Source organism: Gemmatimonadota bacterium (genome assembly GCA_009835325.1).
GTDB lineage: Bacteria > JAAXHH01 > JAAXHH01 > JAAXHH01 > JAAXHH01 > JAAXHH01.
In genome coordinates, this window is sequence record VXWP01000030.1 from 47,385 (window position 1) to 60,218 (window position 12,834).

Here is a 12,834-nt window from a genome sequence, read left to right on the forward strand (position 1 = left end):
CCAGTTGGTTTCCGGTCGGTAGCTGGTCGGTTTCAGGTCCGGGTTTTCAGGCTATTTCTGACTTGCATGGCACCTGCGGCGATCAAACCGGCCAGCACCAGTGCGCTGGCGATCCGGCTCACCAGGTGGCCCGCAGTGAAGCTCGCCGGCTGGAACTTCATGACCACTTCGTGCTGACCCTCCGGGACGGTCACCGAGCGAAGCACGTAGTTAGTCTTGAGTATCTCGGCAGGTTGACCGTCCATCGTGGCCTGCCACCCGGCTGGATAGTAGATCTCGCTCAGTACCAGCAGACAAGGCGCGGCCGCATCCACGGCCATCTCGATGCGGTGCGGCGTGTGAAGCGTGATCTCCACGGTCGAATTACCCAGCGGGCCGAGCCGCTCCGCGACGGGTTTCTCCAGGATCGCGTATTCGCCGGGGCGGAACCCGGGATCTCTTATCGCTTCGAAGATGGCGTCCTTCTCGGTAATGACGCGCACGCTGTCCACCAGGAAGGCCCTCGGCAGGGCGGTCTCGTTCCGGTAGAGGTAACCGCCTACGGACTCGACCACGGGGGTAAGTCCCTCAGCCTGAAAAGGTTGCGCGGAAACCAGGTACCGGGTGTTCAGCATGTTCAGCACCGGAAAGGAATTGAACCCGACCTGGTCCATGAGTTCCTGGTAGACCCCCAGCTTCGCCGCGTGGTAGCCTCCGATAGTGGAGATGCCGAAGTAGCCGTACTCATTCGAAGAAAATGCGGAGAGCGGCAGGAGGCGATAGGGGTCGGGATCGTCTTTCAATGCCTTCACCACCTCGGTTTCCCGGGCGGCATAGTAGGCCTCGATCTGCGCGGGATCATCCTCAGGGTTCACAATCCGCGAGGCTACGAGCAAAAGATCGACGACGACCAGGGCGCACAATCCCGCGGCCAACAGCCTGGGGCTCGACTTGCGGGTTGCATAGATCAATGCGGACGCCGCGCAAAGCAACAGTACCATGATCCACAGGTCGCCCATGAGCCGATAGAAACGCATGGCATTGACCCCGGCATGGTATTCGGCGTTGTTCACCATGGCGCTGCGTGCACCGTGGGCCGCGTCGGCATCTGTGTATACGCCCGTCATGAAGGACTGGAAGGAGGATTCGAACACGGTCAGCGCCAGGACGAGCAGCAGAACCCCGCCGGCAACGACGCACAGCCTTTTCGCGAAACGCCCAAGCATGTCTTTGCCCGCCCGCATACGCTCGACCAGCGCATGCACGCCGTAACCGGCAAGAAGCGCAACGGCGAACTGCGACAGGACCAGGATCATGACGGGCGCGCGGAACTTGCCGAAGAAGGGGACGAAGTGGAGCATGACGTAGGATACGGGCGGCAGGTGCCGTCCGAAAGATACCAGGAGGGCCAGGACTGCCGCGATGACCAGGAAAAGGGTCATGCGCGATCTGTTCAGCACGATGCCCGCCACGGCCAGGACGACGACCACGATGCCCAGGTAGTTCGGGAAATCCGTAAAGGGCATGTCGCCCCAGTAAAGAGGACCGCCGAAACCCGCAAAGGAAGGGATGATGAAGGTCAGGATTTCAACCGGCGGGAAAGACCAGCTCGTAGCGAAGGGCACGTTCACGTCGCTGCCCCCCACGGAAAGGCCGCGGGCGGAGTGCTGCGCGTATTCCTGCATGGGAAAGACCAGCACGGCCGCGACGGTAATGGCCAGCACGACGCCGCCGGCGAACAGCACGGATTTCCTGACAATCTGGCCTGCGGACGTTTTGTCTCGCAAGTCGTTCACGACCGCGTAAACGGCGTACAGGCCGATCAACATGGCCGTGTAGAAGGCAATCTGGGGATGGAATGAACTCAGCTGGGAGCCCAGGGCCGCACCGAGCAATACCATGTCGAAGGGCCGTCCGCGGTCAAAGACGCGGTACGCGGCCAGGAAGACCAGGGGGACGTGCATGAAGCAGATGAACCGGTTGGCGTGTTCCGTGGCCATCATGTGGGTGGAAAAGACGAAGGCCGTGGCCGCGATGAAAGATGCGGGCCTGGAGAGCGACAAGGTACGCGCCAATAAAAACATGGAAACCGCGCCGAGGAGCAGGTGAAAGAAGAAGCGGCCGTGCAGCGCGCTGATGAGCCGGTCCGGCAGGACGGCATTGATCAGGGCTTCGTAACTGTACTGTAGATGGTGATATGTGCCGCTGGCCTGGAAGGGCATGCCGCCGAAGATGTGGGGGTACCAGAGCGGCGTTTCGTCATACGCTTCTTCGAAATCCTGCGCGAAACGATCGAAGGGTATGGCCTGGCCGACGAAATCGGGCCGGATATCCACCTTGCCCTCGATGATGTAGCCGCGATACACGAAGACGGCAAGCACCGCGATGGCAAGACACAGCAGGACATCCTGAAGGTACGGATTCGGGCCTCCCACCGTACGATCCCGCTGGCTTCCATCCCGCCCTCGGACTCTGCGCTGTTCAGATCGTGGTTGAGTTCGGCGTTTCGCCATAGATGTCCTTCAAATTCTCGAGTTGATCGGAAAGACGAACCCTTCCCGGATCCCTCGATGGAGCGCATCCAGGTGGACCCACCTGCGATGGAAGATCAAAATAGCCGCCGGCCGAAGATAACGATACAGAAAAAGGTAAGGTATAAACGCGCATACAAACAGCAGACGCGGAATGTGTTTCCTTGCGAACACAATCCTGCTGCGCACCATGTGTTGCATATAGAAAGGACTACCGAAACCGGCTGTTCGCGACCCCCTGTGGTGGACAACGGCTCCTGGAGCTAAAAGCAGTCTGTAACCGGCCTCCCGCGCCTTCATTCCCCAGTCGAAGTCTTCGAAATAGCAAAAATAGTCCTCATCCATTAGTCCGATCTTCTCCAGGACGGTGCGCTTGACGAGGAGCGCCGTTCCCGTAACGTAGGGCATTTCGCCGGGATTATCGTACTGGCCGCGGTCCACTTTTCCGTGACCCAGAAGAAACCCCTGCGCCAGCCAGGGTATCGTTCGCGTACCGGCCGAGTCGAGAATGTTTTCCTTTCCGTACTGGTAGATCTTAGGACCCACCATGCCGATATCATCGGATTGTTCCGCCGTTGCGACGAGTAATTCCAGTACATCGGGCTCCACGACCGTGTCGTTGTTCAGCAGGAACACGTAGTCTGTGTTCGCTGTAAGTGCGTGGAGCATACCCTGGTTACTGCCACGAGCGAATCCCAGGTTTATATCGTTGCGGATGAGTTCGACCGGAATCTTCCGGCCGCTCCATCGCTCGATGGCGTCCGTTGACCCGTCGTTTGATCCATTATCCACGACAACGATTGAGAATCTTGGGTAGGTCACTCGCGCCAGGGATTCCAGGCACACCAGCGAATCCACTACGCGGCCGTAGTTGACTATGACGATCGTTACGTGGGGCTCGGGAGGATTCATGTATAAGGATCAGTCCGTCGTTCGAAGGGGAACGCCCATCTTCCTCGCCAGGCCCCGAACGTAAACCTTCTCCGGCTCCTCCAACAAGGAAAACGCGTACCAGAGGTAGGCGACGGCGCCCAGAATGGCCAGGGCGGCACTGACCTCGACCCGGTCGAAGGTCCAACGGACCGCGCCGAAGAAGACCGCCGAGATGGTGATGAGGATGACATAAGGTTTCCAGGGGAGGAGCGCACTTACGGGTTGCTTCAGCAGCCGCGCGTAACGGGCCAGGTAGTAGATCCATCCCGCGGCGGTCCCGCACAGGGTGGCCAGGGCCGCGCCCCACAGGCCGAAGGCCTCGATGAACACCAGGTTGCCCGCGACATTGACGATCAGCATGGCGGTCGCGGCCTGGACGATGATCGCGTTCCGGTTGAGCGCCCGGGCGAGGACGTCCGGGCTGTTGAAGCGGAGCAGGAGGAGCAGCGCGTAGATGCCCAGGACCCTGTGGCCTTCGAAGTAGGCGTCCGGTAGTATGAGGCGGTACAGCACGTCGGAGAAGAGAAAGACGAAGATCCCCGCGGGGACGATGGCGATCATGCCGTACCTGGAGCACTTGCGCCACAGGGCCGCCATGGACGGATGATCGCCGGCTTCGGCGTATCCCACGTAGGTGGAAAAGAACACGGAACCGAACACGCTCATCAGGATGCCTGCAATGGGCAGTTCGATGGCCGACACGCTGTAGATCGCGAAGCTGGAGGCGCCCAGGAAGGCGCTGATCATGATCTTGTCCAGGCTCCCGTTGATGAAGGGGATGAACCCCGCGACGCCCAGCCCGAAGGCGTAGCGGTACTGGGCCCGGTTCTCTATGCCCCGGAGCCGGAAGGAAAGCAGCTTCCTGCTTAGCAGGACGAGTCCGTAGAGCAGGGACTGGATGCCTTCCAGGACGACGATCAGCAGGATGAGCGGGTAGATGGCCGCGATCAGGCCCGAGAACAGCGCGCCGGCGATGGCCAGGATGCGCAGGAGGTACTGGAACACGCGCAGGACGCTGGCGGCGGCCGTGTGGCCGCTTCCGACCAGGGCGTTGTGGGCGGTCATGTTGACGAACAGGAACAGGGCGATCAGGAGATAGGCGCCGATCTCCCGGAGATAGGGACCCAGTTCCGTGTGGATGAGCACATAGGGGTCGAGCACGCCTTCGAAGAGCAGGAGGAGGACCAGGAAGATCAGCGCGCAGCTGGCCAGGGTGTTCCCCACGTACCTGCGGGCGTCCGGGGCGTATTTTCCCGAAATGAAGAAGAAGACGCTCTCGATCAGTCCGGTGGCGAACAGGTAGGCGAATCCGGCCGCCAGGATGCCATAGCGGTAGGGCGCCAGGTATTCCGGGTCGAAGAAATGGGCGATGACGATCGACTGGAATACCTGCAGCACGCTCGCGATGAGCAGCGCGGCATAGAGTATGACGGCGGCGCTTCGTTTTGACATGGGCCCGTCAGGCGGTGGGCCTGCACCGGCGGGTAGGCTCAGACCCCGTCCCTCAGCATCTCCGCGACCGCGGTAACGGCGCGGTCCGCCTCATCGAGGGTATTGTAAATATGGGGGGAAAGGCGGACGTTGGGTCCCATGCCCGCACCGGCGATATGGTACGTATTGTAGAGCTTGTCGAAGACTTTGCGCGGATCGAGTTCGCCCGGCTTGAAGATGACTACGCCGGCGGAAAGGGCGGGGTCCATGGACGTGGAAAGCTCGATGCCCGGCAGGCCGGAAAGCCCTTCCTTGATGGCCGTGGCCACCTGGCGCATGCGGGCCTCCACGCGGGCGGGCCCGATCTTCTCGTGGAACTCGACGCCCCGGCCCGTGGCCGTCAGCGCCGCGTCGTCCCGCTGTCCGAGGACCTCGTACTTGCGCGCGCTCTCCTCCACTTCGTCCCGCCAGCCCGCGCTCACAATGCTGGGCCAGACAGCGCCCTGGCTTTCTTTGCGGACGTAGAGCACACCGACCTCCTTCGGGCCCATGAACCACTTGTGGGCGCTGCCCGTGTAGGCGTCACAGCCCATATCGGCGAGATCGATCTTCAGGGCGCCGAAGCTCTGGGCGCCGTCCACGACGGAAAACACGCCGCGGGCCCGCGCCGCCGCGCACAGCCTTTTGGCCGGCATGGTCAGCCCAGTGCGATTGGACACGTGGGTGAAGGACATGACTTTCGTCGCCGGGGTGTAGGCCCGCTCGAAGGCATCGATGATCTCGTCTTCACTCTGAGGCACCACCGGGACCGACACGTAGTTGATCTTGAAGCCGAACCGCCTGGCCTTGACCTGCCACGCCTGGTTGTTCGAGGGATGGTTCAGGTCGGACAGCAGCACCTCGTCACCCGCCCCGAGGTGATAGCCGGTGCTGATGACGTTGTTGGCCTCGCTCGTGTTCCGCACCAGCGCGATCTCGTCAGAATGGGCGCCCAGAAGGCGCGCCATCTTCTCGCGCGTCTCCTCTCTGATCTGCCGGTACTTCATGCGGTTGTGGAACGACGCATCGTAGTCCAGGTCGCGGGTGTACTTGAAGACTGATTCCATTACCGGATAGGGCGAAGGGCAGAGGTTCGCGGCGTTCATCAGCGCCAGGTCGTCCCGGAGGAGGAACTGGCTCCGGACCGCGTGCCAGTACCGCTCGTCGCCGGGGTCCGTACCGGAGACCGCCGTCTCCAGGTCCTGGGGCACGTCAACCATTGGCGATGCGGAGGCGGAAGTGCCGTTAACCAGGGCGCCGCCCGCGGCGATCCCCCCGGCCAGCCGTTTCATGAACGATCGACGGGACACCTGCCACGCCGATTCCGGTATGCTCTCTATTTCGTAATCGTTCTGAATCATCCTTGACCTCCGGATGTGTAGTGTTGGGCCAGGCTAGAAGTCGATCGCGAGTCCGAAATGGGCCGTAATGAGATCGGTGGTCGACTTGGTTATGTTCAGTTCGGCCGTACCCTCCCTGCGAACGATATCGCCCCGCTTCAGGTAATCGGCTTCCGAGCCGTCATGGTAGCGCATCCTGAGTTCCAGGGAAACGGACCGCAGGGTGCGGTTCTGCGGTGTCCGGTCTTCGCCGCCGCTCCATACCTCGATCAGGACCCCGCCGCCCACGCCCTTGGTGAAGGCGAAGTCATCGAGATTTGTGGAACTGGCGATATCCTCGCCGCTGAACCGGGGGAGGTCCTCGATCGTCGTGCTGGTGAAAAGGTAGTGGAAGCCCACGACGCCTTCTACGTAGAAACGCAGCGGGGCGGGAGTGGTCTGCAGACGGAGAAAGGCGTTCATCGAAAAGATGTTGTTCTCGGTAACCACGCCGACGAGGACATCTGGGATCGTCAGGCTGAACTGCTCGGTGCGCCGCTCGTGGCCGTAGATCATATAGCCCAGGTCAAGGCCGATCACGGCGGGCGTCCGGGGAATCATGTAGCCCACGTAACCCGATATGCCGATACCAGGGTTCTTGACGTTATCACCGAACTCGCCCGTCGGGAATCCGCCGAGGATGCCGAATCCGGTGATGACGTAGGGAGGCACGTCCACGACCTCCGCGTCCTGCGCGTTGGCCGGGGCCGTCCGCGCCAGGCTGAACAGTAGGGCCAGGACGGTCAGGGCCGCCATGTACGTGGGGTACGTTGCGCGGCTTGATATGCGATTGAATATACGGCATGAAATACGTTGCATTAGAAACGTCCGTGTTAAGGGTTGTGGTTCAGGACTGCAGTTCCCCGACTCTCGCGAACACGGCGGACCAGCGCACTCGGTGGCTGTCCTCGATATAGTCGGGAATGAACCCCAGTCCGAGATAGGTCTTGACGGCAGGCAAGCGAAAATCGTCCGTACCCAGAAAAGCGGCCGCGTAGCCGCGCTCCCGCATGTAATGGAGCACGGCCAGGGTAACGAGTCGGCCCAGTCCCCTTCCGCGGTGGGCCGGTTTCGCGCAGACCATGTGTACCTGCGCGGCGCTTACGCCCTCGGGCCGGACGTCATAGGCGCAGGCCGTGGCCACGGCTACCCCCGATCGTGTTGCGAAGAAACACCCGTCCGCCATGAACGGTTCCGTTTCCGTCAGTTCTTTGCGGCACTTCTCCGCCGTCCAGTCCGTCCCGATGCCCGTGTTCATGATCTCGCACCAGGCTGCTTCGTCGCCGGGCCGGTAGGTCCTCAGCACATACCCGTCCGGCACGCTGATTTCCGGCAGGTCTTCCAGTTCGGGGCGCATCATCCGGAGTTGCAGTTCAGGCATGGACGCCTCGTCCCCTACACGTCACATCCGACGCTCCGCAGGTGCGCCACCGAATCCGCAACGCGCCGGCAGGTCTCCTCTTCGTTGAGCGATTCCCCTGCCACCCCTTCGATTTCCATGGTGAACGGTCCGTGGAACCCGTGGGCGTTCAGCCGGTCGAAAACCGTCTTGAAATCGACGATGCCCTCGCCGAAAGTGGGAAAGCACCAGGTTTTGTATTGGCCGTCGGTATCCTTGAGATGCATGCTGCCGATGCAGTCGATGACCTTTTCCATTTCGTCGACGTGGTCCACGTCCCGGTTGTAGTAGTGTATGTTGGCCGTGTCGTAATTCACGCGGACGTTGGGGTGGTCGACGCCGCCCATGGTCTCCAGGGCGATGGCCGCATTGGTGATCAGATCGGGATGGGTTTCCATACCGATGGTGATCCCGTATTCGGCCGCCTTTGCGCCACAACGGTGCAATCGTTCGTAAACCACGCGCTTATCCTGGTCCCCGGCCTGAACGCTCACGAAAAGCACGCGGGCGCCCAGGGCCGCGGCGGCGTCCAGGTGCGGGGTCAGCCGAGCGTCCACGTCGTCGTACTGGATCTCCACCGGGCACTGCAGGCTGCTGGCCGAAAGCCCGTGATCTTCGAGCCTGGACTTGACCCCGGCGACCTGATCCGGCGCGGGGGCGTCGATTTCCACGTGATGAACGCCGATCGTGGGCAGATGGGCATAGGCGGATTCGCTGAACTTTCCGTAGCTTGCCGTTCGGCACGCAAGCAGGTTGGCGGGCATAGAGATCCTTCTTTCGGATTGATACTTCTAACGGGGAACGGAGCGGACAGGTACCGGAATGAACACTGTTCGAAATATAACGGAAGTACAAAGGAGGGTCAAGGTGTCGTACAGGTCAGAAGCCCCGCAGTCCCGTGACCCACTTCATCAGGCCTTCCGCGGGCAGGTCGGGTTTCAGGATGGGCTTCGTTGCTCCCAGGGTACGCAACAGGACCTCGGCGGCCTGGTAACCGCTGCGCACGGCGCTCTCCATGGTCGCCGGCCAGCCCGTCTGCACCCAGTCGCCGGCGATGGAGAAATTTGAAAGGGGACTGGTTGGGCCGGGGCGCAGCGCGTCGCAACCAGGCCGGGGCGCGAAGGTGGCCCGGCCCTCCTTGACGACGATGGCCTTGAGCAGTTTGGCCTGGCGTACGGCGGGCAGGAGTGAGTCGAGATCTTCCATGGCCTGATCGATGATGACCTGCCGGGGCGTTTTCATCCAGTCATCGGAAGCGCTGACTACGAGGCCGAGATAGGCGCCGCCGTTATCCGCGGAGAAGGTACCGGCGTGCCGGCTGGACTGGTTGAATATCCACTGTATCCTTCGGCCGATCACGGCGGCGTAGCCCAGTTCCGTCACGGGCCGGTCGAACCAGACGTGCACGGCCGTGATAGGCGAGACCGACAGCCCGTCCAGCATCGAGAAATAGGGATCCGAAGCCTGGCTTTTAGGAAGCAGCTTGCACAGGACGTCGAAAGGCAGGGCCGAAAGGTAGGCCTCGGCTTCGACAGACGAACCGTCCTGCAGCGAGATGGAAGCCACCTTGCCGTCGTGGACGTTAATACCGGTAACCCCCCGGTTGAACACGACGCGGCCGCCCCGCTGCTCGATGTAGTCTATACAGGGCGCGTAAAGATCTCCCAGCGGAACGGCGGGCAGTCCCACCTCGTATCCGCTGCGATTGAGCAGCATGGCCCGGACGGCCGTTCCGATTCCGTAGTCGGCATCGATGTCGTCCAGTTCGTCATTGAGCGCGCTGATCAGGAAGGGTTTCCAGAAGGCTTCGACGGCCCGATTTGTTGCCCCGTGGGCCTCGAGCCAGGCGGCCATGGAAACCGGCGATGGCTCCGTGCCGCGGGACGCCGCAGGGGCGGGCGCCACGGCCGGCTCGCCGGTTCTCCCTGGTCTGGCAACGTGACGAATCATGCCGGCCACGGTACGGACGATGGACAGCTTGTCCCGGATGCCCATGGTCTTCAGCCGCAGGAAAGATGGAAGCAGATGCAGGGGCGGGGGGAGCGCTGAGGGCTCGATGACCGAGACCCGGCTGGACTCGTCGATGAACGGGATGTCTTCGTGGAAGTCGATATGTTCCGCGACGCCGAGGCGCGTATAGAAGTCGAGGAGGTTGACGCAGCAGCCCAGGAGCACGTGCTGGCAGTTGTCCACCCTTTCGCCGCTCGACGGGTGGATGAAGGATGTGGCGCGGCCTCCCAGGATCGGACGCCTTTCGTACAGTTCGACCTGCAAGCCGGAATCGGCCAGTGCGACCGCGCCGGCCAGTCCGGCCAGCCCTCCTCCGATGACGATTGCGTGGGTCATACGCGCTTTCGGATGAGCGCCCGGGCCGTGATGGAGAGTTTCTTCCACGGGGACAGGCCGATGCGCTGGCTGTATACGTCATACTGGCGGCGGGGGATTTCCTCGAGACATGCCCGGTAGATACCGATCATCGTCGCCAGGCACGCCCGGCTCGAGGGTTGAACGAGCGGAAGGAGCGGCAGCGCCTCGTCGTAGAAGCTCCTGGCCCGTTCCACCTGGAAACCCATCAGTCGCCGGAATGGGTCGTTGAACAATCCGATCCGCAGGTTCTCTTCCGGGTATCCGAAGGCATCGAGGTCCTCCTGCGGAAGGTAGACGCGGCCCATCCCGGCGTCTTCCCGGATGTCGCGGAGTATATTGGTCAGTTGGAAGGCGATGCCGCAGGACTCGGCGTACCGCTCGGCTTCTTCTCCCTGGTATCCGAAGATGCGTATGCACACCAGTCCGACGGCGGATGCCACGCGATAGCAGTACTGGTACAGGTCCGCGAAGCTGGCGTAGCGTGTTACGGTAAGATCCATTTCCGCGCCGTCGATGATTGCGTCGAAATACGCCCTGGGGATGTCGAACCGCCGCACCGTATCGCTGAACGCCGGCAACATGCTGTCCGAGGCCGGCGTTCCGTCATGGGCGCCGCCTCCGGCAGGTGTCCCGTCATAGGCTTTGTCCAGGACCTCGCGACAGGCGTTCAGCCGGGATTGACGGTCCGCTGCGCTAAGTTCGCTGGCGGTCCCGGTCGCTCCGGACTCCCCGGTCGCGCCGGCCGTCCCGGTCTCCCCGGTCTCCCCGGCCTCCTCGTCGACGATATCGTCACAGTAGCGCATGAAGGCGTAGACCGCGCACATGGCCCGCCTTTTTTCAGCCGGCAGGACGAGGAAGGAATAGTAGAAGTTCTTCGCCCTCGATTTCGCGACTGCGCGGCAGAAATCGTAGGAACGTTCTAGCGAATCCATAGTCGTTTCAGTGCGTATTTAAGAAAAAGACCGGCCTTCCGGGCGGATGACAGGGTGGGGCGCCGGGACAGCACGTCGAAACGCCGTCTTTCGATCTGGTCCAGCAGGGCGGAACCGCACCGGTTGAAAAGTTCGATGTCCAGCCCGACTCTCGCGTCCACCATCCCGCACAGCCCGAGTCCCTCATCGAACAGCTCGCGCGTCCGGTTCACCTGGTACGACATCAGTCCCCTGAACCGCTCGTCGACGACCCCGGCCTTCAGGTCCTCTTCGGTGTACTGGTAACGGTCCAGATCCTCCAGGGGCAGGTAGATCCGGCCCTTTTCCAGGTCTACGCGCACATCCTGCCAGAAATTGGCCAGTTGGAGCGCGGTACACGTGGCGTCGGACAGCAACTGGCGTTCCCTGTCCCGGTAGCCGCACAGGTAGAGCACGAGACGGCCCACGGGATTGGCGGAGTAACGACAGTATTCGAGCACGTCCCCGTAGGTCCTGTAACGCGTCACGACCTGATCCTGCCGGAACGCGGTCAGCAGGTCCCTGAACGGGGCAATCGGTATTTCGAACCGGTCGATCGTTTCCCGCAGGGCGATGAAGACCGGATGACGGAGTTCGTTCTCGTAACAGGCCTGCAATTCGGCGTCCCACCAGTCGAGCAGCTCGAGGGACAGGCCGGTGTCTCCGGTCTCGTCGGCGAGGTCGTCGGACCACCGGCAGTAGGCGTAGACATGGTAGAAGTGCCGCCGGAGCGCGGTGGGCAGAAAGGGGGAAACGACGATGAAATTCTCGTAGTGCCGGCGCGCGAGGTGGCTGCAGTACCTGTGGGCAGACTCCAGGGAGTCGTCCCCGGGGCCGGGCAGCGCGTCGAGCGCGAGATCGTTGAACCGAAGTACGGCTTCCGGCAGATAGTCGGGTAACTGGGACATGAATAAGACGCGGAAAGACCGTCTCCCGGCCCGCCTGGTCTGCCGGACCCGCCTGGAACGCTTAAACCGTCTGGACCGCCTGCCGCCTTACCCGCCGCTGCAGGCGAATTCCAGTACGAGTTCCTCTTCGAGGCGGTACTCGATGAGGTCCTTGATGGTTGCGATTTTCAGATGATGCTCGTCGGCGATTTCGACCAACCGGGGAAGACGTGCCATGGAGCCGTCCTCGTCCAGCACTTCGCACAGGACCCCCGCCGGGTAGAGACCGGCCAGTCGCATCAGGTCGACCGTGGCCTCGGTGTGACCGTCTCTTTCCAGCACGCCGCCATCGCGTGCCTGCAACGGGAAGAGGTGCCCCGGCCGTTCGAAGTCCTCCGGCACCGTATCCGGATGCACGAATAATTGAGCGCTTTTTGCCCGGTCATGGGCGGAAATGCCGGACGTCACGCCGTTTACCGCATCCACGGAAACCGTGAAGGGCGTGTCCCCAGTCGACGTTTTCCCGTCGACCATGATGGGGATGTCCAGCTCTGCAAGCCGCTGTTTTGTGGTGGGCAGGCAGATCAACCCCCGTCCGTGCCTCGACATGAAGTTGATGATTTCGGGCGTAACCTTTTCGGCGGCTACCATGAAGTCGCCTTCGTTCTCACGGTTTTCGTCATCGATGACGATCAGCACCCGTCCTGCGCTCACTTCTTCCACGGCCTCTGGAATGGTGCAGAAATGGGATAACATCTCGCTTACCCCCTCTTCTAAGGTGTAATTAAATACGAGCGGCGCGGTCTCACAATCGGATTCGCAAGTGGATCAGTTTTCAGGAAGAACGCGCCGTCCGCCATGCCTCGGTGGAAAATTAGACATATGCTCATATGGAGATTATATTCATATCAAATATGAATTGCATGAGGTCCCCGTGAG

Annotated in this window: 11 protein-coding genes; all 11 read right to left on the minus strand. The window is 61.8% G+C overall.

All coding sequences use genetic code 11. The features are described 5' to 3' along the window. Positions 1-32: 32 nt before the first annotated feature. On the minus strand, positions 33-2,492 hold the full coding sequence (locus F4Z81_03370) for a YfhO family protein (GenBank protein MXW04091.1): 2,460 nt from the start codon (positions 2,490-2,492) through the stop codon (positions 33-35). Between the two features lie 9 nt (positions 2,493-2,501). After that, positions 2,502-3,422, minus strand: a complete 921-nt coding sequence (locus F4Z81_03375; GenBank protein MXW04092.1) for a glycosyltransferase family 2 protein — start codon at positions 3,420-3,422, stop codon at positions 2,502-2,504. Positions 3,423-3,431: 9 nt separating this feature from the next. Further along, complete coding sequence (locus F4Z81_03380) at positions 3,432-4,895, minus strand: polysaccharide biosynthesis protein (GenBank protein ID MXW04093.1); 1,464 nt, start codon at positions 4,893-4,895, stop codon at positions 3,432-3,434. A gap of 38 nt (positions 4,896-4,933) precedes the next feature. After that, a complete protein-coding gene (locus tag F4Z81_03385) occupies positions 4,934-6,274 on the minus strand; it encodes an aminotransferase class V-fold PLP-dependent enzyme (GenBank protein MXW04094.1) in 1,341 nt (446 codons plus the stop codon). Between the two features lie 33 nt (positions 6,275-6,307). Next, positions 6,308-7,111, minus strand: a complete 804-nt coding sequence (locus F4Z81_03390; GenBank protein MXW04095.1) for a hypothetical protein — start codon at positions 7,109-7,111, stop codon at positions 6,308-6,310. Between the two features lie 28 nt (positions 7,112-7,139). Then, on the minus strand, positions 7,140-7,673 hold the full coding sequence (locus tag F4Z81_03395; GenBank protein MXW04096.1) for a GNAT family N-acetyltransferase: 534 nt from the start codon (positions 7,671-7,673) through the stop codon (positions 7,140-7,142). 14 nt (positions 7,674-7,687) lie between these two features. Beyond that, on the minus strand, positions 7,688-8,455 hold the full coding sequence (locus tag F4Z81_03400; GenBank protein MXW04097.1) for a sugar phosphate isomerase/epimerase: 768 nt from the start codon (positions 8,453-8,455) through the stop codon (positions 7,688-7,690). 115 nt (positions 8,456-8,570) lie between these two features. Continuing rightward, a complete protein-coding gene (locus F4Z81_03405) occupies positions 8,571-10,037 on the minus strand; it encodes an NAD(P)-binding protein (GenBank protein MXW04098.1) in 1,467 nt (488 codons plus the stop codon). Further along, the gene (locus F4Z81_03410) at positions 10,034-10,990 is read right to left on the minus strand and encodes a squalene/phytoene synthase family protein (GenBank protein MXW04099.1); all 957 of its coding nucleotides are present in this window, start codon (positions 10,988-10,990) and stop codon (positions 10,034-10,036) included. The genes F4Z81_03405 and F4Z81_03410 overlap by 4 nt, the downstream gene beginning before the upstream one ends. Further along, on the minus strand, positions 10,978-11,916 hold the full coding sequence (hpnC, locus tag F4Z81_03415) for a squalene synthase HpnC (GenBank protein MXW04100.1): 939 nt from the start codon (positions 11,914-11,916) through the stop codon (positions 10,978-10,980). Before hpnC ends, F4Z81_03410 begins: the two co-directional genes overlap by 13 nt. Positions 11,917-12,003: 87 nt before the next feature. Further along, positions 12,004-12,651 carry a 3,4-dihydroxy-2-butanone-4-phosphate synthase gene (gene ribB / locus F4Z81_03420; protein ID MXW04101.1) on the minus strand — a complete coding sequence of 216 codons (648 nt, stop codon included), beginning with the start codon at positions 12,649-12,651 and terminating at the stop codon, positions 12,004-12,006. Positions 12,652-12,834 lie beyond the last annotated feature (183 nt).

Excerpts from the sequence above, each read along its gene's own strand:
- hpnC (MXW04100.1), bottom strand. The coding sequence starts at position 11,916 with ATGTCCCAGTTACCCGACTATCTGCCGGAAGCCGTACTTCGGTTCAAC.
- F4Z81_03370 (MXW04091.1), bottom strand. The coding sequence starts at position 2,492 with ATGGCGAAACGCCGAACTCAACCACGATCTGAACAGCGCAGAGTCCGA.
- F4Z81_03395 (MXW04096.1), bottom strand. The coding sequence starts at position 7,673 with ATGCCTGAACTGCAACTCCGGATGATGCGCCCCGAACTGGAAGACCTG.
- F4Z81_03405 (MXW04098.1), bottom strand. The coding sequence starts at position 10,037 with ATGACCCACGCAATCGTCATCGGAGGAGGGCTGGCCGGACTGGCCGGC.
- F4Z81_03390 (MXW04095.1), bottom strand. The coding sequence starts at position 7,111 with ATGCAACGTATTTCATGCCGTATATTCAATCGCATATCAAGCCGCGCA.
- F4Z81_03380 (MXW04093.1), bottom strand. The coding sequence starts at position 4,895 with ATGTCAAAACGAAGCGCCGCCGTCATACTCTATGCCGCGCTGCTCATC.
- F4Z81_03375 (MXW04092.1), bottom strand. The coding sequence starts at position 3,422 with ATGAATCCTCCCGAGCCCCACGTAACGATCGTCATAGTCAACTACGGC.
- F4Z81_03400 (MXW04097.1), bottom strand. The coding sequence starts at position 8,455 with ATGCCCGCCAACCTGCTTGCGTGCCGAACGGCAAGCTACGGAAAGTTC.
- ribB (MXW04101.1), bottom strand. The coding sequence starts at position 12,651 with ATGTTATCCCATTTCTGCACCATTCCAGAGGCCGTGGAAGAAGTGAGC.
- F4Z81_03385 (MXW04094.1), bottom strand. The coding sequence starts at position 6,274 with ATGATTCAGAACGATTACGAAATAGAGAGCATACCGGAATCGGCGTGG.
- F4Z81_03410 (MXW04099.1), bottom strand. The coding sequence starts at position 10,990 with ATGGATTCGCTAGAACGTTCCTACGATTTCTGCCGCGCAGTCGCGAAA.